Source organism: Bacillus sp. ISL-41, from assembly GCF_018613235.1.
GTDB lineage: Bacteria > Bacillota > Bacilli > Bacillales > Cytobacillaceae > Mesobacillus.
In genome coordinates this window covers 267,143-291,334 of record NZ_JAGGQP010000029.1, presented here as the reverse complement: position 1 = coordinate 291,334, position 24,192 = coordinate 267,143, and the positions used below count along the sequence as shown (strand labels likewise).

The 24,192-nt window shown below is 39.2% G+C and carries 16 protein-coding genes and 2 riboswitches; of the genes, 10 read left to right on the top strand and 6 right to left on the bottom strand.

The annotated features are described in order from the left end of the window. The first annotated feature begins 40 nt into the window (after positions 1-40). The 6 genes from J7I80_RS15470 (at position 41) to J7I80_RS15445 (ending at position 5,498) form a co-directional block, all read left to right on the top strand. A complete protein-coding gene (locus J7I80_RS15470) occupies positions 41-463 on the top strand; it encodes a hypothetical protein (RefSeq protein ID WP_214739218.1) in 423 nt (140 codons plus the stop codon). A gap of 261 nt (positions 464-724) precedes the next feature. After that, a complete protein-coding gene (locus J7I80_RS15465; protein WP_214739217.1) occupies positions 725-991 on the top strand; it encodes an IDEAL domain-containing protein in 267 nt (88 codons plus the stop codon). A 93-nt stretch (positions 992-1,084) separates the two neighbouring features. Next, the gene (galE, locus tag J7I80_RS15460) at positions 1,085-2,053 is read left to right on the top strand and encodes a UDP-glucose 4-epimerase GalE (protein WP_214739216.1); all 969 of its coding nucleotides are present in this window, start codon (positions 1,085-1,087) and stop codon (positions 2,051-2,053) included. A 252-nt stretch (positions 2,054-2,305) separates the two neighbouring features. Further along, on the top strand, positions 2,306-2,893 hold the full coding sequence (locus J7I80_RS15455) for a hypothetical protein (protein ID WP_214739215.1): 588 nt from the start codon (positions 2,306-2,308) through the stop codon (positions 2,891-2,893). A gap of 324 nt (positions 2,894-3,217) precedes the next feature. Continuing rightward, on the top strand, positions 3,218-4,306 hold the full coding sequence (locus J7I80_RS15450; RefSeq protein ID WP_214739214.1) for an S-layer homology domain-containing protein: 1,089 nt from the start codon (positions 3,218-3,220) through the stop codon (positions 4,304-4,306). Between the two features lie 454 nt (positions 4,307-4,760). Continuing rightward, the gene (locus J7I80_RS15445) at positions 4,761-5,498 is read left to right on the top strand and encodes an immunoglobulin-like domain-containing protein (protein ID WP_214739213.1); all 738 of its coding nucleotides are present in this window, start codon (positions 4,761-4,763) and stop codon (positions 5,496-5,498) included. Positions 5,499-5,577: 79 nt separating this feature from the next. Here the strand turns inward: J7I80_RS15445 and J7I80_RS15440 are convergent, their stop codons facing one another. Together J7I80_RS15440 and J7I80_RS15435 are read right to left on the bottom strand one after the other, a co-directional pair. Further along, positions 5,578-7,950, bottom strand: coding sequence for a penicillin acylase family protein (locus J7I80_RS15440; protein ID WP_214739212.1), 2,373 nt, complete (start codon positions 7,948-7,950; stop codon positions 5,578-5,580). 140 nt (positions 7,951-8,090) lie between these two features. Then, positions 8,091-11,348: an Ig-like domain-containing protein gene (locus J7I80_RS15435; RefSeq protein ID WP_214739211.1), complete on the bottom strand. Its 3,258-nt coding sequence runs from the start codon at positions 11,346-11,348 to the stop codon at positions 8,091-8,093. 340 nt (positions 11,349-11,688) lie between these two features. Here J7I80_RS15435 and J7I80_RS15430 point away from each other — a divergent pair, with 340 nt between their 5' ends. Beyond that, positions 11,689-14,163 (top strand): bifunctional 2',3'-cyclic-nucleotide 2'-phosphodiesterase/3'-nucleotidase, encoded by a 2,475-nt coding sequence (locus J7I80_RS15430; RefSeq protein WP_251027801.1) that lies wholly within the window; start codon positions 11,689-11,691, stop codon positions 14,161-14,163. A 303-nt stretch (positions 14,164-14,466) separates the two neighbouring features. Continuing rightward, positions 14,467-14,551: riboswitch (cyclic di-GMP riboswitch) on the bottom strand. 45 nt (positions 14,552-14,596) lie between these two features. Here J7I80_RS15430 and J7I80_RS15425 read toward each other — a convergent pair. Beyond that, positions 14,597-15,067 carry a hypothetical protein gene (locus tag J7I80_RS15425; protein ID WP_214739209.1) on the bottom strand — a complete coding sequence of 157 codons (471 nt, stop codon included), beginning with the start codon at positions 15,065-15,067 and terminating at the stop codon, positions 14,597-14,599. Between the two features lie 192 nt (positions 15,068-15,259). Continuing rightward, a riboswitch (cyclic di-GMP riboswitch) is annotated at positions 15,260-15,350 on the top strand. 793 nt (positions 15,351-16,143) lie between these two features. On the opposite strand from J7I80_RS15425, the gene J7I80_RS15420 reads away from it, so the two are divergent. Further along, positions 16,144-17,247, top strand: coding sequence for an S-layer homology domain-containing protein (locus tag J7I80_RS15420; RefSeq protein WP_214739208.1), 1,104 nt, complete (start codon positions 16,144-16,146; stop codon positions 17,245-17,247). 113 nt (positions 17,248-17,360) lie between these two features. On the opposite strand, the gene J7I80_RS15415 is transcribed toward J7I80_RS15420, so the two are convergent. Beyond that, complete coding sequence (locus J7I80_RS15415; RefSeq protein ID WP_214739207.1) at positions 17,361-18,032, bottom strand: C40 family peptidase; 672 nt, start codon at positions 18,030-18,032, stop codon at positions 17,361-17,363. A gap of 775 nt (positions 18,033-18,807) precedes the next feature. Between J7I80_RS15415 and J7I80_RS15410 the strand changes: the two genes are divergently transcribed. Next, positions 18,808-19,941 (top strand): glucosidase family protein, encoded by a 1,134-nt coding sequence (locus J7I80_RS15410; protein WP_214739206.1) that lies wholly within the window; start codon positions 18,808-18,810, stop codon positions 19,939-19,941. A 41-nt stretch (positions 19,942-19,982) separates the two neighbouring features. On the opposite strand, the gene J7I80_RS15405 is transcribed toward J7I80_RS15410, so the two are convergent. Next, complete coding sequence (locus J7I80_RS15405; RefSeq protein ID WP_214739205.1) at positions 19,983-21,782, bottom strand: LTA synthase family protein; 1,800 nt, start codon at positions 21,780-21,782, stop codon at positions 19,983-19,985. Between the two features lie 11 nt (positions 21,783-21,793). Continuing rightward, complete coding sequence (locus tag J7I80_RS15400) at positions 21,794-23,035, bottom strand: glycosyltransferase family 2 protein (RefSeq protein ID WP_214739204.1); 1,242 nt, start codon at positions 23,033-23,035, stop codon at positions 21,794-21,796. 222 nt (positions 23,036-23,257) lie between these two features. On the opposite strand from J7I80_RS15400, the gene J7I80_RS15395 reads away from it, so the two are divergent. Then, on the top strand, positions 23,258-24,028 hold the full coding sequence (locus J7I80_RS15395; RefSeq protein ID WP_214739203.1) for a WecB/TagA/CpsF family glycosyltransferase: 771 nt from the start codon (positions 23,258-23,260) through the stop codon (positions 24,026-24,028). Positions 24,029-24,192 lie beyond the last annotated feature (164 nt).

The window sequence follows — 24,192 nt, the reverse complement described above, 5'->3', positions numbered from 1 at the left end:
CACCCGTTTAACGCGGTGAAGTTTATGGAGGATGATTTGGATGGAAACTCTACTTGGTCTAGTACTATTGCTGGTGATTGCTGGGGGAGTTTATGTGTTGTTTGTTAAGAGGAGAGATACTGTTAATCAGGGGGAACAACTAGCTGCGGGGATGAACTTTGATCTTGAGAATGTGGTTCCTTTTTTTGAGGAGTTGTCACAGGTTCTCGATCAGGGCTTTACTGGCGAGCAAATCGATTTTATCCAGTCTGAAATCGAGGGCATGAAGAAAGACCATGAACTTAATGAGATTGGAACCTTTCCGGTGTCATATAAAGGGGCGGAGGCAGAAATCCGGATAGTTGCTGAAATACATATAGAAGACGATTTAAAGGAAGTAGTATTAACTATGTACAGCAGTCCTGAAGTGGTTCGAATAATCGATCAGGAAATGATGAGATTTGTAGAGGAAAGGGAAATGTAGTTTCAATTAAATCTTAGGAGCTTTACCGGAATAAAAGCAACCGACTTATTGCTAAAAATCACCCAAAGCCCATTAAGTGATTTTCCAGAACCTAAAAATGCTGCGGATTATTAAGGGAGAAGGGCTGAATCAGTATATCCGAAGAGAAAATTTTGCGTGCCTGGTGATTTTCAAATAAAAGGAAGTTATCAGGCACGTTTAATTATAGGCAAATTGTGGGTAAATAGAAATTAATATAACAATCGGGAAGAGGTGTTGATGATGAACAATGATAAAAAGCCTAATTTTTATAAACCAGAAGAATTTATTGACTTGTATCACGACGCTGTGAGTTTGGAAGATAACACGCAACACCTTTTAAACCAGGAGAGAACCAGATACACAAAAGGCGCCAACGCTGTCATCAAAAAAGTCCAACAGGAATTCCTGGAAAAAAAGAGAACAGAAGAAATTGACCTCGCACTGGAAATGAAGGATAAAGAAAGGTTTATGGCTCTTACATCAGATGGATGGGAAGAGGTTCTATAAAGCATGACAGGCACCACCCAATTATTGGGTGGTGCCTGTCACTTTGTTTATAGTAAACTATGGGTACAGATTGAATTAGAGGGAGATAATTGTATGATTTTAGTTGTTGGCGGGGCTGGCTATATTGGCAGTCATCTTGTTGAGGAACTGGTTAAATCGCACGAGGTTGTTGTATTGGATAATCTCTCAACTGGGCATGAGAGATCGGTTGATTCCCGGGCGATTTTTGTAAAAGGGGATCTTGGAAGTCAGGAGGATTTGGAGACTGTTTTTAGCAAATATCCTATTAAAGGTGTCATGCATTTTGCGGCGAACAGCATGGTAGGAGAATCAGTTATTGATCCGTTAAAATACTATGAAAATAATGTGGCAGCAACCCTTACGCTATTAAAAGTAATGTTGAAGTACGGAGTGAAAAACTTTATTTTCTCATCGACAGCGGCAACATACGGAATTCCGGACGCAGACATGATCAGCGAGGAAAGTCCAACCGTACCAATCAACCCTTATGGACAATCCAAGCTGATGGTGGAAAACATTTTGGCGGATTTCGCTTCGGCCTATGAACTGCGCTATGTGGTGCTTAGGTATTTTAACGCTGCGGGTGCAAGCTCTTCCGGAAACATTGGTGAAATGCATGACCCTGAAACACACTTAATTCCAATTATCCTGCAGCATTTGCTTGGTCAGCGCAAGCAAATTTCCATCTTTGGGGATGACTATGACACACCAGATGGTACCTGCATTCGTGACTATATCCATGTAACCGACCTGGCAAGCGCACATATTGCGGCATTGGAATCTCTGTTGAGCGGAAAGACTAAAACAGCCGTTTATAACTTGGGTAACGGGCAGGGATATTCTGTCAAAGAAGTAATCAATACTTGTGAAAAGGTGACTGGCCGCAAAGCCAATGTTGTCATGTCTGAAAGAAGAGCCGGCGACCCGGCAAGACTTGTAGCCTCCTCTAAAAAAATACAACAGTCACTTGGATGGAAGGCAGAAAGGGGTCTTGAAAATATTATTGCAACCGCCTGGGAATGGCATAAACGTATAAATTAATTGCAAAGAATAAACAATCCGTTTAAATCGAAAACAGGCACTATCCATTAGGATGGTGCCTGTTTCAATAGTGTACAGCGTTAAAGCGGTGGGGGTCAGACCCCCGACACGTTAATACGGTAAAGTGAATATGGTTATATCATTAACTCCTCTGAAACGTCTCTCCAAAATAGTACGTCTATGTATTATATAGAGGTGAGCCCTAGCTTCATGCCGGTCCGATCCATTAATCAGAGAGAGGTGTTCAGATAAATGAAGAAAATGGTAATTTTATTATGCCTCATATTGACTGTTGGAATAATTCTAGTGACGTCTACTGGGTTGACGGCACCTCCTCCGACTGAAGTAGAGGAGAGAAAAAAGGAAGCGCCTTTACATCTGATCGGGACTGTCACCGCTGATGAAAAATTTAAGGATACATCCCAGGATGAAGAATACCCGCAGCAAATTCGCAGAATGAGTTTAAGAGTGGATCACTTGATTAAAGGGTCTGATGATTTGATGGAAAAGTCGATAATAGAAGTGTTTTACTGGTATATACCGTCCTGGCAAGCTAATGAGTATACCGGGGGAAAGAGGATGGATATTGCAGTAGGCGATGTAATTGAAGTTTGGCTGACTGAGGGAGAATATGGACTGGAACCAGCATTAGGGGGCGATACAGTCGAACATGTTAAATATGCAGAAGTGCGTAAAGAGCCAATTCCGGAGCCGCCCTCTCATTTTTTAATACGGCAACTATCCCACTATTTAACTAAGTATGTCGAAGCTGTTGTCTTGTTTTTGTTGTTCACTATTTTGGCTTTTATATATATCATGGCAGTAAAAAAACAAAAGTAGAAAGTATTTACTGTGTAAATTATCCATTTCCCTGCACAATCCCTTTAACGCAGCACATCGGTGGGGGTCAGACCCCCGGTGCTTTAAAGGGATAAAGAGTCAGGTTAATTAAACGGCCTTAGCCCATATAAAAGGGGCTAAGGCCGTTTATATTTTATTGTCTATCGGCTACTTAATGGGAATTGTTGTTCATATTATTTTAAATGCGGTATTTTAGTACGGTCATCATAGGACTTTAATACCATTTTTGGATAATTCTACATAAATAAAAGGATTTTTATGGAATTAAGTGAATAGGTTATATTTGGGAAAGGAGGAGTAAAGATGAAAAAACTACTGTCATCTTTGTTAGTACTTGTTCTAGTATTAAGTTCATTTTCAATGGTTTCAGCATCAGGAGTTAAGGAGGTAAAAGTAACTACTGCCGCAGCAGGATTCCGTGACATTCCACAGAATTATTGGGCAGAAGAAGAAATCCAGTATCTCATTTCACAAAAGATTATTAATGGTTATTCTGATGGAACTTTCAGGCCAAACGATAAGCTTTCTCGTATTCAAGTGGCCTTAATGATCCAACGGGCAAAAGGATATAGTGAAACTAATCGGCCAAATCCTAACCTAACAGATATTAAGCCAGGTAATAAATATTATTCGCTTGTAGCTACTCTAATGGATGAAGGCTTATTTTCCCACTTGGTAAAAAACCGTACTTTTGATCCTGGCAAGACAGTCACAAGAGCTGAAATGGCCTCTATTTTAGCCAAAGCTTATAATTTGACTGGAGTTTCAACCAAGCAATTCTATGATGTACCATCAAACCACTGGGCTTACAAGTTTGTCCAGGCACTAGCAGCTAATGATATTACATACGGAACAAGTGAAACGACTTTCAGTCCGAACCAGGAAGTAAACCGTGTACAGTTTTCTGCATTCCTAGCAAGGACCTTGAATGAGGATTTAAGAGAAAATTCTATGACTAATCCGGCATCTGTAGGAGAGTTGTGGGAATTTAAAGGTGAAGATTGGAATGGGTATAGACACTATCAAATCGGAATTACAGATGTGATCACAGATGGTGACATGGCTTGGGAGTTTATCAAGCAAGCCAAACCATATAATCAGCCAGCACCAGCAGGGAAAAAATACGTACTCGCTGCTTTCTATTTTAAATTGATAAAATCTGACAATCAGCCATTTGACTTAGATTATATTAATATTGATGCAGTTAAAAAGAACGGCGAATTGTATGATTATTTTTATATTGATGTTCCAGAGCCAGATTTACGTACAGAACTTTATAATGGTCAAGAATTCGAAGGAATGGCTGCTTTTGTGGTAGATGAAGATGATGAAGCTCCACTTCTTGTATGGAAAAGAAACTGGGCTGACCAAATATGGTTCGAAATGAAATAAGTGTAGAAACCCTGCTCAATTGAGTGGGGTTTTTTGTGGCTATCAGGCCCTTTAGCATTATAGTGAGCTTTCTACAGCAATCGGTAGTTTTTCAAGCTCGAAAAAACACCTTATATGAAAAACTTAAATTAAGGCTTGAATAGGAGTACATTGCTAGCAAGGAATTGGTGGAGGTTAATCGGAGTGGTTAGGTTCTAAATTACTTTCATATCTCCACACGAAGGTTGTCACAGAATTAGAATTAACTGCCGACTTCCAAAATAATAACTTCAAACTTGTAACAAGCTCCAATCAAAACCGTCTATTTATTAACCGTACTGTTGCAATGACTATGGATGGTGATAAATAGAAGGAGGTTATAACTGTGAAAAGTTTCAGCATCATAATACTTTTATCCATTACTATCGTTAGCGGTTGTCAACAAATAGATAAGGTCTCATCGCGGGAGTCAACCATGGTTGAAAAAGCTCCAAGATACGTGGGAGAAATGCAGATAAATAGGCTGGATAGCTATTCAACAAGAGTGAGTAATCTTATGCATTCAAAAGGTACATATGAATATTTTATTAATGAGAGTTTCTATAATATGGGCAGGCCAATTGAGGTAAAAGCAGGAGAATCTTTTAAAGGGCTTACTGTCAATTTGAAGAAGGGAGAAAAACTTGTCGTCGAGCTTGGGAAGTGGAACTTTAATGGAAGTAAGATCGAAATTCTAGAATCAAAGGCCGTTACAAATGGAATGAAGACCGCCGTTAATATACCAGAAGGAGAAAAGAAGTTTTATTTTTATCGTCTGGCGCTGATGGATGCACACGGTAAAATCACTGCAGAAAATTATTTTCCCCTTTATACACCGTCGGACCAAAATAATATGATTGCAACAGCATCTAAGCAGGTTTATAAAGGAGGAGAGACAGCAAGTATTTATTACGAAAACCTCGGCATGAGCCAGTATGAAACCGGTACCTATTATCAAGTCTACAGAAAAACAAACTCGGGATGGGTTCAGGAAAAGCAAGACAAGTCGTTCGCTGATCAGTTGCTTAGCTTGCCACCCTTTTCACTACATTTGGAGCATGTGAGATTAAACGGACTAAGCAAAGGGACATACAAAGTGCTGAAAGCATTCACCAGAAATAATGGACAAGAAGACAGCGAGTTCCGTTTAGGGGTAGAGTTTGAGATCGAGTAACTTATAATCCAAAAGGTTTTAACAAATTAACGCGCCGGGGGTCAGACCCCCGGCGCGTTAATTCGCTAAAGCTTTTTTGTTATTTTTTATTTTGTTTCAGGATATCCAATATCATTGGTTTGTACTCCCAGTTAGCGTAGAGTAGTCTTTGGTCGTCGAAGTGGGGTGACATTGGATTGCCGCTTTGTCCTGGCGGCAGGATGTTGACGCTTTTGCTGTCTTTCTTGCTGAACTCAACAATCTGGTTGTAGGTTCCGCGGTTCATATATAAAATCGGCTCTACGCCACGGCCGCCAAGCTGCTGGAAGTTGATTTTAGATGCTGGTGTCAGCCATAAGCTCATGTCTTTTCCTTGGTGAGCGGCAGCAGGGTTTTTAATGGTGTACGCCAGGCTCTCCAAAACAATTTGATCCAAATCAATATCTCCCAAGAAACTGTACTTCGTCTTTAATTCTTTCTCATCGGCTTTAAGAACATGATATAGAAGATCGTTAGTATCTCCGCCGATTCCCTGCAGTTCTTTGAATACTGAGGTTTTAACCTGGTTGAACCAGCTCCTGTAAAGAGTCAAACCAGGATCATCATACAGATTATCTCCGTTTGCATCCCATTGGTACATTTCCCAAGCTTCAACCAATTTGCTTGCACGATGAACATCTGCAGGAAGCTGCTTTTGTTTTTTTAATTTTCCGAGCAATAAATCCTTAAACGAATACGCACTTAAATCAATATGGCCAGCTTTTTTGTTGATGTCCTCCATGTCAGACCAACTGACCTTTTTAATAGAGTCAAGCTGGTCCTGCAAAAACTTTACCCGATGGGTTGGGCCAAACAATGCTTCTGTCTGTACCCAATCAGCGCTCGGTTTATTGTTCCAGTTTGCTACATATCCCTGGGATGGATTAATCGCTTGCGGCAGGGTGCTAAAATCTGCAATTCCTTTCCATTCCTGTGAGCCATCGCCCAGCATAGGCAGGCGGTTGTCTGTTCCTTCCGCGCGAACCGCGTTTTGTCCCGTGATCCAATATCCAATGTTCCCCTGTTTGTCAGAGTATAAGAAATTATGAGAGGTCGGGATTTTCTGGGCAGCTTTTTCAAATTGCTTTACATTCCTGCTGCGGTTAAAGTCATAGAAACCTGTCATGGCGTTAATTTCCTGGCCCCAATGCGCACGCCTTTGGGCATAGGCAACTTGATTATCTTTGAAGATGACCGGACCATGGACACTGCGGTAAACTTTATAATCCACTGTACTTTGACCCGCAACTTTTATTTTTTCTGTACGAACTTCAAAGTTAGCCCACTTTCCATTAAAGAGGTACTGATCAGGATTGTCAGGGTTTATTTTTAAAATGAAGGTATCAATCTGGTCTCCCATGCCTGTTGTCGTTGTCCAGGCAAAGTCATTCCCCCTGCCGATCAATGGAATAGGACCGGCACCCGCAAAAGCCATACCGACTGAGTTATAGCCTGCGCCATGAATACCGACCTCGTGTGCTATTTGCGGAACTGAGAAGCCCATTTGCGGTCCGCCAAGAAGCAATGTCCCACCTGACTCGCTGTGTGAAGGACTGATAACCCAGGCGTTGCTGCCTCCTTTGTGTGGGAAACCATAGGATTTCTCAATATCGATTTTCATTTGTTGTTCTTTTTGGAGCTGTTCTGCGACAATATCGCTTTTTGGAAAATTAACTGAATCAGTCAGTTTCCCGGCTTTTTTAACGGTTTTATCGGCTTCTGAATATAGCGAAACAGGGGCAGAAGCGTCGTTTTGCGGATATATGATTTTAAAGATTTCAGTGCCTTTCTCGGCTCCGAACTTTGTTTGCAGCTTTGCAAGCAGAGTGCTATTACCAGCTTCTCCGCCACCGCTTTCGCCAAATCTGCGAACCATTAACTGCTGTACTTTTAATGAATCCAAAATCGTCCATTTAGCCGGTTTCACACCGCGGAATTCGGGAGGCAGGGCGGCAGCTGGTGTGGTTTCTATGTAGTGGTTAATCCCTTTGATATAGCCAAGCATGCCTCGCTGGACATACTTAGGCAGCTTGCGGAACTGCTCCATTGCCTCTTCATTCGTATAGCCATCCCGGCGGATGACTTTATCTTGAGCGAGGTTGTTGGCCGTATTACCAAAGACCTCTGCCATACGTCCGCTTGCGACAATCCTCGAGAGCTCCGCCTGCCATAGCCTGTCCTCTGCCATGGCATACCCTGTTCCGAAAAATAGAGCATGATCCGTTCCAGCATAGATATGCGGCACCCCATATGAATCTCTGACAATTTTAATTTGCTTGCCTTGATAGTTTAGAAGTTTGGTTGATTCAATTTTAATTTCACTCTGGGTGATTGGTGTGGTCTTGGGCTTTGCTGCGCCAATTGTAGGAACTGAAAGAATACTTGCGGTTAAACAGGCGGTGGTGAGTACAGACAGAAATTTCTTGTTTTTCATCGAATACCTCCTTGGAATATAGTTACAATTTCACTATATCTAAATCCTTGTGAAAAAAATGTAAAAGCATGGAGGTAGAATTTATTGAGTTTCGACATAAAAATATCTCCCCTGTGCCAATAGGGGAGACTGATTCTTGCTTATTGACTTATCTTGAATCGATCATCAAGGGCTCGTGCCATGAAGGCTGAGAAGTCCGAACGAATTAATTCTTTTGATGGTTTGAAGGTTCCATCAGGATAGCCTGTTGTAATAGATTCAGCCAAAATGCGTTTTATATAAACATAGGCCGCACTGCTAGCAGGCACGTCTGAGAAGGATGATTCTGATTCTTCTTTAAGGTCAAAAGCTCTCGCAATAAAAATGGCCATCTGGCCTCTTGTTACAGGTTCGTTAGGTCGATAGCTATTATCAGGAAAACCGGCGATGATGCCCTTTTCCACAGCAGAGGCTATAAAACCAGAAGCCACCTGAGATTGATGTACATCCTTAAACGTTGTTTCTCTTTGTGTTCCTTCAAGCCCCAATGCACGGCCGATCATGATGGCAGCTTGTGCGCGGGTAACTGTATCGGATGGCCTGAAAGTTCCGTCCGGGAACCCAGTAATTATATTTTTATCAGAAAGGAATTTGATTTCCTCTTGAAAACGCTGGTTTTGTAAAACATCAGTAAAGCTGTTTGTTACAGTAACACTGATTGCTGCACTGCTGTTTCCGGCTATGTCGGCAGTTGTGATTTCCAGGATAGTTCCGGCTTTTTGCTGGTTGATTGCTATTGTAAAATTCCCGGCTGAGTCAGCGGTCGTTGTATCAAGCACCACTCCATCAGCAGTTACCGTTATGGTTGTTCCTGGTTCAGCGTTTCCCGTAATAGACTGTGACAGACTAGTCACTTCGTTCACACTAGGTTTTTCCGGAGCTGTCTTATCCAAAACGGTCATCTTGACTTCGTTGGATTTGTTACCTGATGGATCTTGTGCGTAAACTATTAATTCTGTACCTGCTTTTTGATTCTTTATTCCAAAATTAAACCCTCCGGTTGAATCCGCTTTACCTTGTGCCATAATATCTGTTCCATTTTTTACATAAACAGTGGAATCAGCTTCAGCTTTTCCAGTTATGGCAGTAGAGTTATCAGCAAACTCATCTATGACCGGTTGTTCAGGAGCAGTCAAGTCCTTAACAATGACTTCTTTTGAAGCTGTAAGGATATTTTGAAAATCGTAAACTTCAAATGTCAAATTACTATTTTCAATTAGATTGCTGACAGGTATATAAAATTTGCCTTCTTCGTCTGATTTGCCGGATCCTACTAGATTGCCGGTATTCTTTATTTTTACCAGAGAATTCGGATGTGTTTTCCCTGTTGCCTCCGTAGAAAGCTTTGTTAGCTCATCTACATAGATTTCAGCTACCGAATAAGAATAGGAATATTCGTAACCATAAGGGTCGGTAACAGTGAATTCGATGTTCTCTCCAGCAGCAAAGTCATCCAGTCTGAATGACCCATTGCTCTTTAAAGTCAATTCCTGGCCGTTGACAGAGACATTTACAAAAGGCAGAGTTGCACCTGTAACATTCACTTTGCCGTTTTTACTCACAAGTGGGGCGTCATACAGCTTGAATGGAACTTCTGTTAAAATTCGATTCGAAACCTTGATGCTGGAAACACTATTGGACCCAGACAGGATAGCTTGTCCGTCTGAAGGATAGTAGTATCCGAAAGTCATATAGTTTGCATAGAGACTTCCATTCACTGTTAAGCCGCCGTTTACCTTTAGGCCTCCCAGAACATAGACATTCCCTGTGATGGTAACATTGCTGCTGATCGTTAAAACAGAACCTGGGGCAATATATACATCATTGTTTACAGTTTTATTTGACCATGTTTCATTACTTGTAACAGCATAGCTGTCGATTGGCGAAATGGATTGCAGGACATTGAATTCTCCAGTTGTTAAATCAGCTTCCACAGCATTTACCTTAAGTGTATTGGCATTTGTATCTGTGATTTCGACGGAATCGACAATCCATTTTCCTACTTCAGAATTGCTATTGATAGAGAGCTTTCCGATAAACTCCGAATTGTAGTAAGAGAGATTAACGGTATGTTTTGTCTTGCTTATTGGTGAAATTAAATTGACTTTAGCGCTTTGTAAATTTGTATCGTCTGTTGCTTTTATAGTGAAGGTAATAATGTCACCTGAATCAACAGTTGTTTTATCAACAGACAGGTTGTTGAATAAAGGAGGATTATTCTCTGTATAAACAGTAAAACTTCCAGCGGGCAACTGAATTTCAGGGTCATTGTACGTACTGATGCTTGTCGAGTTATAGGATGTATCCGTTATGGAAATAGAATATAAATTATAGGTTCCTGCTTCGGAAGAAGAGTTAATGGGAATAGTCCCCTCATAAGCATCCCTTGCACTATTGTAATAAAGTGAGAGAGAAAGAGAATTTCCGGTGATAGGCTTCTTGTAGTAAGCTGAAACATATTGAATGGCAACATCGTCAGTTGCCTTTACACTTACTCTAACGTAATCACCCGGAATAGCTTCCTTTCTATCTATACTTATACTTTCCAAGACTGGTTTTGTAACATCAGCTTTAGTCCCTGATACGGTGAAGCTCCCAGCGGGCAACTGAATTTCAGGGTCATTGTACGTACTGATACTTGTCGAGTTATAGGATGTATCTGTTATGGAAATAGAATATAAATTGTAGGTTCCTGCTTCGGAAGAAGAGTTAATGGGAATAGTCCCCTCATAAGCATCCCTTGCACTATTGTAATAAAGTGAGAGAGAAAGAGAATTTCCCGTGATAGGCTTCTTGTAGTAAGCTGAAACATATTGAATGGCAACATCGTCAGTTGCCTTTACACTTACTCTAACGTAATCACCCGGAATAGCTTCCTTTCTATCGATACTTATACTTTCCAAGACTGGTTTTGTAACATCAGCATTAGTCCCTGATACGGTGAAGCTCCCAGCGGGCAACTGAATTTCAGGGTCATTGTACGTACTGATGCTTGTCGAGTTATAGGATGTATCCGTTATGGAAATAGAATATAAATTATAGGTTCCTGCTTCGGAAGAAGAGTTAATGGGAATAGTTCCCTCATAAGCATCCCTTGCACTATTGTAATAAAGTGAGAGAGAAAGAGAATTTCCTGTGATAGGCTTCTTGTAGTAAGCTGAAACATATTGAATGGCAACATCGTCAGTTGCTTTTACACTTACTCTAATATAATCTCCGGAAACAGCTTCTTTTTTATCCACAGTTACGCTTACTAAAACGGGTGCAGTAATATCTGCCTCTGCAAAAACACTCCCAATCGGCATTATATTAACAACTAATAAAATAGTTAAAAACAAAGAAATAAACTTTCTAACCATATTCGCCCTTCTCTCTTAGTAATTTTCCTCCTTGAAAACAATAAATACCAAATACCCCTATAATTCTATCAATTTCCATCACCCTTTTAATCAGGTAAATAATAGTAAGCCCTCTATTAAATACCATATCGTAGATAGAGGATTTACCACATTAACGCGCTGGGGGTCTGACCCCCGGCGCGTTAATGGGGTAATATATTATGGATATTTTTTGTCTATCTGTTTCGTGATTTGTAAAAGTATTATTAAATTTAAAAATAATTATTAGATTTTTGGAGAGCTATAGGCTAAAATATCTATGCAAGCGATTTCAATTTTAGGGGGAAGAGCCTTGAAGAAGATGAAAAAGATAGTTGCAACTGCATTGGCGATGGGGTTGATTATACCACAAGCAACACCTGCCATTTCATATGCAGCGGTAAACGAAGATGTAGTTCAGTTAAGAATACTAGAAACTACTGACCTGCACTCCAACATGATGAACTATGATTACTACCAGGATAAAGAGTCACTGACTTTTGGCTTTGCTAAAACTGCAACACTTATCAAGAAAGCCAAAGAAGAAGCTGACAACAGTCTGCTTTTTGATAATGGCGACCTGATTCAGGGAAGCCCTATGGGTGATTATGTGGCTAAGGTTAATAAGCTGGAAAATGGGGAAGTGCACCCAGTTTATAAAGCTATGAACCTATTGGGATATGATGCAGGAAACCTTGGTAACCACGAGTTCAACTATGGACTTGAATTCCTTGACCGTACACTTAAGGGAGCAGCATTCCCTTACGTTAACTCAAACGTTTATATTGATGATCAGGATCAAGATGAAACAAATGACAAGAATGCCTTCACTCCTTATATCATCCTGGATAAAGAAGTGACAGATGAAGATGGCGAGAAACACACATTGAAGGTAGGGGTAATTGGCTTCGTACCTCCGCAAATTACTACATGGGATGCCCAGCGCATTGGCGGTAAAGTAATCGCTAAGGACATAGTTGAAACAGCAAAGAAATTTGTTCCTGAAATGAAAGCTGAAGGCGCTGAATTGATTGTTGCAATTCCGCACTCGGGTATCGATGCAACTGCAAATGGAACAAATGAAGAGAATGCTGTATATAATCTAAGCAATGTAGAGGGGATTGACGCAATCCTGTTCGGCCACTCACATGCAACCTTCCCAAGTAAAAAGTATGCAGAAGTTCCGGGCGCAGATATTGAAAAAGGAACTCTAAACGGAGTTGCAACTGTACAAGCAGGCATGTGGGGAGACAACCTTGGCTTGATTGATATGACTTTAGAAAAGAAAGACGGAAAGTGGGCTATCACAGATTCTCAAAGCTCCACTCGCCAGATTTATGTAAAAGATTCCACCGGAACTCATTCACATGCTGATGCTGACCAGGATGTAATCGAGGCTGTTAAACACGAACACGAAGCTACTATTGAGTACATGAAGGGTGAACTTGGACAGACAACTGCTCCAATCAACAGTTACTTCTCTCAAGTAAAAGATAATGAAGCAATGCAAGTTCTGAACGCAGCACAAAAGTGGTATACAGAAAATGCAATCCAAGGTACTGAATTTGAAGGACTTCCGGTTCTTTCAGCGGCAGCTCCATTCAAAGCAGGTACTCGTGATAATGTTGATTACTACACTGATATTCCTGCAGGACCGCTTCAAATTAAGAATGCTGCTGACCTGTACCTGTATGACAATAACGTTTTAAATGCGATTGTTATAAATGGTGCACAGTTAAAAGAATGGCTTGAGATGACAGCAGGTCAATTTAACCAGATTAAAAAAGGTACAATGGAAGAACAAAACATCATTAATAGTGATTACCGTTCTTACAATTTTGATGTAATCGACGGTGTTTCTTATCAAGTAGATGTATTGCAACCAGCAAAATACGATACAAAAGGTAACCTGGTAAATGAAAAGGCAAACCGCATTGTGAACTTGGAATTTGAAGGGAAGCCAGTTGATCCAACACAGAAATTTGTAGTGGCAACAAACGACTATCGTGCTTCTGGTTCATTCCCGGGTGTTAAAGGTTCTGAAATCGTCGTGAAATCTCCAGAATCCAGCAGGGAAGTTGTGGCAGCATATGTTGTTGAAAAAGGCACTATTGATCCAACTCCTGATATGAACTGGACTTTCAAAGAAATTAAAGGAAATGTGAATGTATACTTCTTGTCTTCACCAAATGCGAAGGATCTGGTTGGAGAAAATGACAACTTTAGTTATGTTGATATGGACCCAAGTGGATTCGCAAAATATGACTTGAACATTGATACAGGCAAGGCACATGAGTTTAAAGATGTTGCACCAGGCCACTGGGCAAAAACATATATTAAGTCTTTAGTAGAACAAGGATTAGTGAATGGTAAAAATGCTTCCGAGTTTGCTCCTGAAGACAAATTGACTCGCGGCCAATTTATCGCCATGATTGTTCGTGCGATGGGACTTAGCGATGGAACAGTAGGTTTAGCAAAAGAAGTTCAAATTGCTTACGAAAACGGTATCACTAACCTTACTCCTAAGCAATTTGGTGCAAACAACGAGATTACTCGTGAACAAATGGCAGCAATGATCGTTCGTGCTTATGAAAAGAAAACGGGTGAAGACTTCACAGTAACGAAAAAGCCTTCTTATAAAGATGCTAAGAAAATTAGCAAAGGCTTAGTTGCAGAAGTAGAAGCAGCTTATGAACTAGGCTTCATGACTGGCAACACTAACAACACATTCTCACCAAAAGTGTCAGCAAACCGCGCACAAGGCGCCAAAGTAATCTACACATTCATTCAAGAATAACATCTGAAATACCTAGAAAGGCCTCCCAGTGGGAGGCCTTTCGTGCTTTAAACCACTGGGGGTCTGACCCCTAGTGCCTTAAAGCGTTAAAGGATGTTCAACAATAAAAAGACCTGGAATGTAACCAGGATCTTTGAGAATTCTTATATTTGGTTTGCCAGAATGGTTACGAGTGCGCTTAATACTACTGAGAAGATTAGGAGGGAAGTGTACATTATAACTTTGTTTCTTTTTTTCTTCCTTTGCTTCTCCTCTGGTGTAAGCCTATGGTAAGTAGACATCCAAAATACTCCTTTTCTCTCTGGTGGCAGCTGGCTGGCCTTGCCCTTAGACAGAGGCCCCTATAGCTTTGCGTCATCACCTTTCAGTGATTTTGCCTATACTTATATCGGATATATTATGATAATTGTTAATAGTAATTCATGATCAATAGCTATTTAGAATTATAGTCCCACAATATAGCCCACTTACCTTTGTACTTTACAACATAAACTTCTTGCTGGAAGTTGAACTTACCATACTTACCTGAATATATCTGAGTAACAACCATTTTGTAACCATCCCTAAAGTTATCCTGGCCCTCTTCAGGTTTCCATTTATCAAATTCAACAGGCTTACTAATCTCATACGAAAAAGTATCCGCCCCAAAATGGCCAATAAAAACGTGAGCGCGATCCTGTATAAATGAGGACTTAGTGAACCTCTCTTTCATATAAGGATGGAAAAGTTCCCATGAATCAGAGAAATTTCCTTTTTGTTCATATTGATAAAATTCTTCAACAATATCTTTAGCTTGAGTAGAGGAATTAATTAAAAAAAATTCCAAGCAAAATAATAAAAAAGCAACTAGGAGAATACCAATTAGTATGGGAAGTATGGGCAGTTGGTTTCGCCTCTTCCTCATCTTCACCACCCCTTAATAAGGAAGTTCATAAGGATAATTATGTTCAATTTTGGGGTTTTATTCTGTCCAAAGAGTTTTTAAAGGGAGGGAAGGGGGAATATAATTTAGTAATGATATCAGTTTTAATAGGACTTAAGACCCTTACTAAATGTGTTTAATTTTGGTAATTTCAGAATAGAAAACACATAAAACGTACGAAAAGGGCAAAGTCATTGAAAAATGGCGACGCAAAACTATAGGGACTAAAGTTATGACTTTATGACTATGTCAGCCAGTTTCCGAACACGAACTCCTGCGATTTATGTGATAAAAAGGAGGGGAAAATGTGTTAAAATCTGTATTTAAGTTAAAATACCGTTTTCATTTATTATTGCAAAAGTATAACGAAGTGTTAATGGAAGATGCCGTATGTAAAGAACTTAAGTCCAGGTTACAGCAAAAGGCAGTCTATCATAAACAGCGGGCAATTTTTATAGAGTTTAAAATGTGACGAGCAGACATTTATTGTCTGCTCGTTTTAGTTGCTCATTCTTTTTCGCGGTTTGTTCCAAAATTTAATATATGTATGGCCTTCCTTGCATTTGAAAACCTTTATCCCAATCAGTTTGAGTGGCGTATAGACTTCCTTCATCTGAAGTAAAGGCATATTAATTAACTCCTCCCAAATAGTGTTAATTTAATTCTATACGAAAAGTTAAAGAGTTTGCACAAAATGTTCTCGATAAGAAACGACAGCATTCGGGAAAATAGTAGTATACTTTCTCTTTTCTTGCGTGTTAATGACAGGTAAAAAGGAGGATATGCTGTTAGGAGAGTTTGTTTTTGGTAATTTGGACTATTATTTAAATCCTAATGAATTATAGGTCGAATTTCGAAATAGAGAACATTTAGAGAGGAGTTTTTAACACTACAACCACACAGTAAAGCGTTAATTCGCCGGGGGTCAGACCCCCAAGGACCCCCAAGACAATAACGCGTTAAAGTGGTGGGGGTCTGACCCCGCGGCTAAATATATTGTTAATTCAGCCGATATACAGGTTGTATTTTCCATAAGTTGATTAGAAAAGGGGTCTGAAATGAAGAAGTTATTAATGGCTGTATTGGTTTTGTTTATGGTTAGTGCTTCGTACGGTGTTACGGAAAAGGAAAGAGCATATGCGCAATCGTATTTTAAGGATGTGCCGAGTGGTTATTGGGCTATTGAAGAAATTCTTTATTTGCAAAACCTGAAGGTTATAGCAGGTTACGCTGATGGAAGGTTCTTGCCAGGGCGGCCGGTCACTAAAGCTCAGGCTGCAATGATGATGAACAGGTCTTTGAAACTGTCCACACAAAATTTGATCAACCCAGGGTTTTCTGATCTTCCTTCATCTCATCCTGCCTACAAAGACGTGGCTGCTCTTGTACAAGCAGGCATCATCCCGAAGGCAACTGTTTTCCGTCCTAACGACGTGTTAATTAGGGGGGAGATGGCTAAGTATTTGGTGAATGCTTATAAGTTAAAAGGCTCCTATCCTGGCCGAATAAATGATGTGCCCGCTGATCTGCTTCCAGCAGTTAGAGCGTTGGCAGGCAACGGTATTACGTCTATTTTTAAAGACGGGACATATAAGCCAAAAGACTCTGTTACACGCGCTCAGTTCTCTGCGTTTATAGCGCGCTCTCTAGATCCTGAATTCAGAGGGAGCTACTCTGTGCTTAACCTCTTTCTTCCAAACATAAAATATGATATGTCTGCTGCTGAAGTAAAAGGGCTAATGGAAAACTATACAATAGTAGACGAAATTAGATTGCCATTGGCGACAAATGATCACCAAATCGTATACTCTGCAAAAGTCACAGGGCTATTTTCTAATGAGCAATACTTATTTACTTTTAAGGATGATAAACTGAATCGTGTAGTAATTAATGTGGATCAGAATTCAAATACAGCACCGTCTTCAGCCAGTTTGGAAAAGATCTTTGGTACTTATCAAAATTACTTTAAACCCTACGTTGGTCTCCCTAAATCCTTTGATAAAGAGAAAATTGACGAAACAATGCTTTATAAAAAAAGAGGCTACTACCAAGGTGGATTTTCAGAAGAGAAAATATACCTTTCTATAGAGGGATATGACTTCCGTAAGCATGGAGGAACTTATCAATCCAGTTATATGTTCGTTATGCAAAATTTTAAATGATAATTAGGCACCACCTTTTATCTTTCTGCAGTAAAATGGGGGAAGCCTTCTAAAATAATTGTAATGAAAAAATACAATACAAAAAAGGTGGCTAATCAGCCACCTTTCATTAATTATAGTCTTTTAGCGCCGATGAATCTTGGCTTCCAGTATGAGTTATTGATACTGGCGATTGATACGCCTTTAGATGTTGCAGCGTGGATCATCTGGCCATTGCCGATGTAAATCGCAACGTGTGTGACTTTCTTTCCGCCGCTAGTTGCGTAGAATAATAGATCTCCAGGCTTGTATGAGGTTACTTTAGTACCTACATTATACATTTCTCCGGCAGTACGTGGCAGTTTGTTGTATCCAGCATTTTTGAATGCGTAAGTTACCAGGCCAGAACAGTCAAAACCGCTAGAAGTTGTTCCTCCCCAAACATATTTGACACCCATTTGGCTTTTAGCGATTGAAATTGCTTTTGATTTATAATCAGTGCTTACTGTAGAAGCTTTTGTTACAGTGCTTCCAGCAGCGATATATTTTGAACTTACATATCCGATTTTTCCATTGAAAATAATTCGTGCCCATCCATTACCCTGGCTCGTTACTGTTACATTGTAACCTTTTGCTAATTGAGTATAAACCTTACCAGAGAGTGATGGTTGATTCCTTACATTTAGATAGCCGGAACTTACATTTACATGATAGGCTGTTCCAGCAGCTGAAGCTTGATCCATGGACGGAGTGGCAGTGGCAAGTAGTGAGATGAGCATCGTAGAAGCTATAATTCTCTTAAACAAAGTTGTTTACCCCCGTTTGCTAGATGTTAAACATAGTATATATCGAAAGGGGTTACAGACCAATAACAGGAAAATTACGTTTATATTACAAAAAGCGACATTTTACGTTAATCTGTGATAAATTACCCATATTTTTTTCTATAAAATTCTATTACTTCATTATAATACCAAACGCTTTATGTGGTCGAACTCTAATAGTGATCTTATTTTTGCCACTGCCATTAACTATCAGTCTGCATTCTATAGTAATTTTAAAATCAAGTCGTTTCCTTTTGGCAGTATCGTCTTGCTTTTGAGCGTCGTTAGCCGCTGCCTCGTACCATTTCCACGATAGGTAATGCCATGTATCCATATTCAAACCCCACCAAGGCCTTTTCATTCACAGTAAAAAACCTCTATATCCATTCAAGAAAAATGTTTAATTCACACCATAGCTGGCTTTCTATCAGTAGTTACCACCTTCGGTTTCACGGAAGTTTAAAGCATCATCAGTGCCCATTGGAATAAATGATTAAACTATCGAATAAAAGTCATTTCTTCCGTGAAGGAGCGCAATTCATTGAGAGTCGGAGTCGTTTGGGACATATTTTACTGGTAGAATTCATAAAAACAGATGTTAATTGCGCAATTTATTGGGAAATGTTCATTCGAGTTTCTCTATGAATATGTTAACTTAACCATTATAAAACTTTGCAGATATATTGAGGGAATATTTACCCATAAATAATTAATTATGGTAGTATTGTAATATATTATTAGAGGAGACATGTATGCCATGCCGAAAATATTTTGCATAAAAGCATCTTTTCTTACATCTATTTGTATTTATTTATCGATGCAATTAATTATACCTGTGGGGAATAATGTGTCAGCAGAAGTGAAAAATACCAGGATGGACAATAATGAAAAATTAATACAGGCATACATAGAGGATGAGAGCAGGTGGATTCTTTCACTGCAGCGGGATAACGGGTCAATAGTGATGAGTCCGCACCGGTCTCAGGAGAAAATAAATCCTTATTTCGCAAATCTTACTGCAACTGCTCTGTTACAAAGCAGTCCAAAACACATTGAACCTGTTCAAAAATACATGAAGTGGTATTTTGAACACCTGAATATGCCAGATCGATGGGGATATTATGGGACCATTTATGATTATCAATTAAAGGATTCTCTTAACGAAATCTCAATGAAAGATTATGATTCGGCTGATTCCTATGCGGCGACCTTTATTAGCTTGGCAAGGGCATTTGCTGAGTCAGGAGGGGATTTAACTTTTTTAAAAGAGCATAAATATGAAATCGATATTATTGGCGGGGTAATGATCAAGCTGATGGATCAGGATAACCTGACATGGGCAAAACCGAACTATAAGGTTAAGTACTTAATGGATAACAGTGAGGTTTATAAAGGACTAATAGATATGGCCTTTTTATATCACCGTGTTTTTTTAGATGAAGACAGTGGAAATTGGTATGAGGCTCAGGCTGAAAACACCAGGATGGCAATTATAAAAAATATGAGGAATGGAAATGAATTTTATTATGCCATTACACCTTCTGCTAAAAAGGAAGCGAACTGGGAAAAGTGGTATCCAGACAGTACATCACAATTGTTCCCAATCGTATTTGATGTCATTTCGTCTACTGGAGTGCTAAGCAACCGTATTTATGATAAATTTAACTTTACTCATAATCGCTGGTATAACCTCGGAGATACAGATCCTTTCCCGTGGGTGGTTGTGGGTTATGCAGCCTCACTTATGAATGATACTGCAAGAGTTAGTATATTTAATAAGAAAATTCACTCTGACTTTATTGAAAGTGGAAGAAAGTATCCTTGGTATAACAATGAAGCTGGTTGGTTTTTAAGAATGAATCAGCAAGTTTTAATGCAAAGCAGGCATTAGCCTGAGAAAACCCCACTGACAATGTCAATGGGGTTCTTCAATTATTTTAGTTTATTCTCGACATACCATTGTGACAGCTTCATCAGCTGGCGAATATTTGTATAATCTTGACGGAGGTCCTTTTGCACTATAGGTTGTTCAGTTTTGATGTCATATATTGTTGCATCTTCATAACCCGTTTGAGGAACGACCAGTGCATCATCATTTATAAAAGTGCCTTTTGGCATGTAGTATGTCAATCCTACTAGATTTCTATTATTTTGATTAATTAAATCCTGGCCGAAATAGACAAAATCATCTAGGGGTATTCCCAGCATATTCGCTACGGTAGGCATGAAGTCAACCTGTCCGCCTATTTGATCAAATGTTTTTCCGCCATCCGTAACTCCTGGAGCATGGATGATAAAAGGAATATTGAATTTATCAATGAATTGATATGGGCGGCCTGTTAGTTCTTCGATAACCCCGAAGTCTTCCTGTGAAAATGGAGCGAAATGATCACCAAAAATGACAATCATACTATTTTCGTATAAACCATTCGCTTTTAGTTCTTCAATAAACTCCCCAATTGCTTTATCCGTATAGTGAACGGACCGAAGGTAATCACCTGCAATCCCTTGGTCAAACTGTTTAGGAACTTCTAGCATTACTTTATTCTCCGGCAACTTAAATGGATGGTGGCTTGTTAATGTGATTAATTGTGCATAGAAGGGATTCTTCTGTGCATTTAACACATCCATGGATTTATTGAAAAGTACTTCATCTGAGGCACCTATGCCAATATTATCATTTGAATTGAAAAAAGCAGAATCATATATCTCCTCAATTCCTAATGAAGGATATAATTCATCCCGATTCCAAAACTCCAGGTTGTTCGCGTGGAAGGTCAGTGTCTTATATCCCTCCTGCTTTAGCAGCTTAGGGAGCCCAGGTAAGTCAATTCCTTCATATGCTGATGATGAAGGCTGGTTCGCGTTAGGATACAAAGATGTATTAAAAATAAATTCCGAATCAGATGTATTGCCTGCACCTATTTGAGTAAAGATATTCGTGAAATTAAAGCTGTTTTTGATTAGGGAGTTTATATTGGGTGTAATCTCTTGATCGCCTATTTTCATGTTGATGGGAAATTGCTGCAGTGATTCCACCTGAATCATAATCAAGTTTTTACCTTTGGCAGCCCCGAAATAGTTTTGGTTACTTTCATTCCCCAATCCTTTAAGGTCCCTGATTTTTGCTTTTAATTCTTGTTGGTCTAAGTCATCAAAGGCCTTTACTGTGCGGCTGTCAAACGATGCTAGAACCTGATTATTAACCAAGCCATTCTGTTGGAAGCTAAGCATAGGGTCTGCGATATCTGTTTGATAAGACCTATAAATATTTATAGTTGAAATGGATAGCACAACAACAAGGGTAACAAGCAGCTTCTTAAACGACTTTCGTTTGCTGTTAAAAGGCAGCCTTTTAAAGAAAAGCAACGAAAAAATGATGATAATATCAAGATAAAATAAAAGTAGTATCGGATTAAATACAGATTTTGTACTGTCTTTGACAGTGTCTAATTGATTTAATTGGAATAATACATGATACGTGGGTACGACTCCAAAGATATTTTTATAACCCGCAATACCGATTAGCATAGTAGTAAAAAGTATATCAAATAGTAAATATGCGATTACTTTGCTTCGCTTGCCAGCCAATACTTCTATTAATAAAAGAAAAACCAACAATGAGCTAAGCTCGATTAATATTGTTGTTTCTATTGAGAAATCATTAAATAAAAACGTTCTTAAAATGTATGTTTTAAGAAATAAAAGCAGGGTAAATATATAAAGATACATAGTTCTCCCTCCTATATTTCAAATGAATTTAATTCTTCATCTGATAAAGTCCTCGTATGCTTAGTATGTGACCATGAAGTTTCTTTTCTTTTTATAAAAGCCCATAGGATAATTGGAATCCAAGAAAGGCTGAATAGATAGGATATTACCAACCACAAAATGGACTTGCTTTTCTCCTCTAAAATAATAGAAATTGTAGGCAGAATAACATAGCTGATTATGACGATGGATAACCAAACCCAGTGGTTCAGGACGTAAAAATAATCAAGGCCGACGAGTGAAAGAATGATAAACATAACTTGTGATAATGCCAGAACCGTCCTTGCAGGCTGAACTAAATAAACTGCCATATCAAAATGGACAAGTGATTCTTTTTTTATTGCGCTTTTTATAAGAGGAATGAGGTACTTAATTAAGCAATTGACATGACCAATCATCCATCTTACTCTTTGTTTCATTGAGGCAGCCAATTCTAGCGGTTTTTCATCAAAAATTTTAGCATCATGAGCCCAGCCAACAGTCTTGCCAGTCTTTAATATATATTTCGCTGTAAATTCTAGGTCTTCCGTCAATGAGTTTGTATCCCAGCCAATCTCTTTTAGTACCTTTGTTGAAAGCATCATGCCTGTACCGCCTAACTGTGCGGATAAGCCGATTTTCTCCCTCGACAGTTGATACATCCGGTTAGTGGTCCAATAAGCGTAGGCATAACTTTTGGTTACCCATGTATCCTTTGGGTTTTTAACGCCTAAGTATGCCTGGCAGACTTCATGTCCGTTAGCTAACTTTTCATTCATCACATTCAAGAAGTTGGATGAAACCAAATTATCAGCGTCCAAGACTACAACCGCATCATAAACAAGACCCTTCTCCTCCATGGACCACAGCTTTCCGAACATCCACTCCAGAGCATAACCTTTACCCTTTAAATCAGTGTCATGCCGTTCCATGGCAATGGCACCATTTTCCCGGGCAACAGTGGCGGTACTGTCTGTGCAGTTATCTGCAATAACATATACATCATAATGACTTTTTGGATATTTAAGCTGTTGAAGGTTTTTAGCAGACTGGCCTATGACAGCCTCTTCATTGTGTGCACAAACCAGAACAGCAAAACGATTTTGTTCAGATAGCTTTGCATCAGATTTTTTTGCTCTTTTTAAAAGCCCGCTTATACTGATCGTTGCTTGATAAGCAGTAAAGAAAATAATGAAAAATTGTAATAACACTCCAAATATATTTAAAACCAGCATTCCTCTATATTCCCCCATAATGTTTATTAGCTCCGAAAAAAGACACAATTTCCATGTTACGCGTGGTTATTTATTATTTCAATATACTAATAGTGTCAAAAGAACCAGTATTTATGCACTAAGACAATATATAGGATTAATGGAAGGAATTAATCCTATATACTTAATGTCAGGTTTAATATCATTATAATTAATGTGGAATTTGCTGGAGTGAAATATTAAATGTATATAGGAGATTTGAATAGATATCAATTTTATAAAGGAACAAGAGATAGGTTGTTAAAGGAAATTTATAGTAGCATCAGAGGAAAAAAGAAGAAATTTATTATAACCGCAAACCCTGAAACTATCAGCAATTCAATTGCGGATAGTAATTTTGGGAATGTTTTAAATTTCGCCAGTGAAATGATTGCTGATGGAATCGGGATTATTTGGGCGGAGAAGCTTTTGGGAAGATCTGCTCCTCTTCATTATCCAGGTATAGAATTAATGCAGGATATATTTGAAAATGCAGACGAACAAAAAGTAACTATTTTCCTTTTAGGAGCAAAGGAAGACACCCTTAGGCATACTAAAAGGAAAATTGAACAGCGTTTTCCAAATGTCATCATCGTTGGTTATCAGCATGGTTACTTCGAGGACAATCGGATGGTAGTAAGAAACATTCAAAAAGCTCAGCCTGACTGTGTTTTTGTAGCATTAGGATCGCCTCTTCAAGAACAATGGATCTATAATAATATTGATCAATTTGAGCATGGCATATTTATGGGAGTTGGAGGAAGTTTCGATGTCCTTTCTGGGGAAGTTCAAAGAGCACCGAGGCTTATGCGCGATCTTCACATGGAATGGGCCTATAGAATAAGCAAACATCCTCAGAAACACAAAAAAATCAAATCGCTCATCACCTATTGCACAACTATACTATCCGCCAAACTAACCAAAACATTCAAAACAACAAAAATCCCAGAAATCCATACAAGGGACACACAATAAATGCAAGGAGAGTCAATGGGGTCCAATGGGGTCAGACCCCCAGGACAGTAACGCAGTGAAGCAGTGGGGGTCAGACCCCCAGGACAGTAACGCAGTGAAGCAGTGGGGGTCAGACCCCCCACTGTATTAAAGGGTTGAAGTGTTACTCTTAATAAACTGTGCTT

What these genes read in the sequence shown, in the direction of transcription:
- J7I80_RS15470 (WP_214739218.1), top strand. Translation starts at nt 41, where the DNA reads ATGGAAACTCTACTTGGTCTAGTACTATTGCTGGTGATTGCTGGGGGA.
- J7I80_RS15465 (WP_214739217.1), top strand. Translation starts at nt 725, where the DNA reads ATGAACAATGATAAAAAGCCTAATTTTTATAAACCAGAAGAATTTATT.
- galE (WP_214739216.1), top strand. Translation starts at nt 1,085, where the DNA reads ATGATTTTAGTTGTTGGCGGGGCTGGCTATATTGGCAGTCATCTTGTT.
- J7I80_RS15455 (WP_214739215.1), top strand. Translation starts at nt 2,306, where the DNA reads ATGAAGAAAATGGTAATTTTATTATGCCTCATATTGACTGTTGGAATA.
- J7I80_RS15450 (WP_214739214.1), top strand. Translation starts at nt 3,218, where the DNA reads ATGAAAAAACTACTGTCATCTTTGTTAGTACTTGTTCTAGTATTAAGT.
- J7I80_RS15445 (WP_214739213.1), top strand. Translation starts at nt 4,761, where the DNA reads ATGGTTGAAAAAGCTCCAAGATACGTGGGAGAAATGCAGATAAATAGG.
- J7I80_RS15440 (WP_214739212.1), bottom strand. Translation starts at nt 7,950, where the DNA reads ATGAAAAACAAGAAATTTCTGTCTGTACTCACCACCGCCTGTTTAACC.
- J7I80_RS15435 (WP_214739211.1), bottom strand. Translation starts at nt 11,348, where the DNA reads ATGGTTAGAAAGTTTATTTCTTTGTTTTTAACTATTTTATTAGTTGTT.
- J7I80_RS15430 (WP_251027801.1), top strand. Translation starts at nt 11,689, where the DNA reads ATGAAAAAGATAGTTGCAACTGCATTGGCGATGGGGTTGATTATACCA.
- J7I80_RS15425 (WP_214739209.1), bottom strand. Translation starts at nt 15,067, where the DNA reads ATGAGGAAGAGGCGAAACCAACTGCCCATACTTCCCATACTAATTGGT.
- J7I80_RS15420 (WP_214739208.1), top strand. Translation starts at nt 16,144, where the DNA reads ATGAAGAAGTTATTAATGGCTGTATTGGTTTTGTTTATGGTTAGTGCT.
- J7I80_RS15410 (WP_214739206.1), top strand. Translation starts at nt 18,808, where the DNA reads ATGCCGAAAATATTTTGCATAAAAGCATCTTTTCTTACATCTATTTGT.
- J7I80_RS15405 (WP_214739205.1), bottom strand. Translation starts at nt 21,782, where the DNA reads ATGTATCTTTATATATTTACCCTGCTTTTATTTCTTAAAACATACATT.
- J7I80_RS15400 (WP_214739204.1), bottom strand. Translation starts at nt 23,035, where the DNA reads ATGCTGGTTTTAAATATATTTGGAGTGTTATTACAATTTTTCATTATT.
- J7I80_RS15395 (WP_214739203.1), top strand. Translation starts at nt 23,258, where the DNA reads ATGTATATAGGAGATTTGAATAGATATCAATTTTATAAAGGAACAAGA.